Source organism: Massilia sp. CCM 8734 (genome assembly GCF_011682155.1).
Lineage (GTDB): Bacteria > Pseudomonadota > Gammaproteobacteria > Burkholderiales > Burkholderiaceae_D > Telluria_A > Telluria_A rubra.
Genome location: NZ_WHJI01000150.1, coordinates 1 through 996 on the forward strand (window position 1 = coordinate 1; position 996 = coordinate 996).

1 protein-coding gene is annotated in these 996 nt (G+C 58.1%); it reads right to left on the reverse strand.

Annotated features, from left to right (window positions below; all coding sequences use genetic code 11):
* On the reverse strand, window positions 1-996 hold a 996-nt coding region (tuf, locus tag F2P46_RS35950; protein WP_166899297.1), incomplete at both ends, for an elongation factor Tu.

Below are 996 nucleotides of genomic sequence, written 5' to 3' on the forward strand. Positions count from 1 at the left end.
CTTGACGGTGATCGACACGTTATCGCCTGGCATAACCATTTCTTTGTCCGCTGGCAACTCGATCGAACCAGTCACGTCCGTGGTACGGAAGTAGAACTGTGGGCGATAGTTGTTGAAGAACGGGGTGTGACGGCCGCCTTCGTCTTTCGACAGGACGTAGATCTCACCGGTGAAGTGATTGTGCGGCTTGATCGAGTTCGGCTTGGCCAGAACCTGGCCACGCTGGACGTCTTCACGCTTGGTTCCGCGCAGCAGCAGGCCGACGTTGTCGCCAGCTTGACCCTGGTCCAGCAGCTTGCGGAACATTTCCACGCCGGTGCAAGTGGTCTTGACGGTGTCGGAGATGCCGACGATTTCGATTTCTTCGCCGACTTTAACGATACCGCGCTCGATACGACCGGTCACAACGGTGCCGCGACCCGAGATCGAGAACACGTCTTCCACTGGCATCAGGAAGGCGCCGTCGATAGCGCGCTCTGGCGTTGGGATGTAGGTGTCCAGCGCGTCGGCCAGGGCCATGATCGCGACTTCGCCCATTTCGCCGGTGTTGCCTTCGAGGGCCATACGTGCCGAACCCTTGATGATTGGCAGGTCGTCGCCTGGGAACTCGTATTTCGACAAGAGCTCACGCACTTCCATTTCAACCAGTTCCAGCAGCTCTGCGTCATCGACCAGGTCGCACTTGTTCAGGAACACGATGATGTAAGGAACGCCAACCTGGCGTGCCAGCAAGATGTGCTCGCGGGTCTGTGGCATTGGGCCGTCAGCTGCGGAGCAAACCAGGATCGCGCCGTCCATCTGTGCTGCGCCGGTGATCATGTTTTTGATGTAATCGGCGTGGCCTGGGCAATCAACGTGAGCGTAGTGGCGGTTAGCCGTTTCGTACTCGACGTGCGCGGTGTTGATGGTGATGCCGCGTGCTTTTTCTTCCGGTGCTGCATCGATCTGGTCGTATGCTTTTGCTTCGCCGCCGAATTTCTTCGACAGAACGGTTGC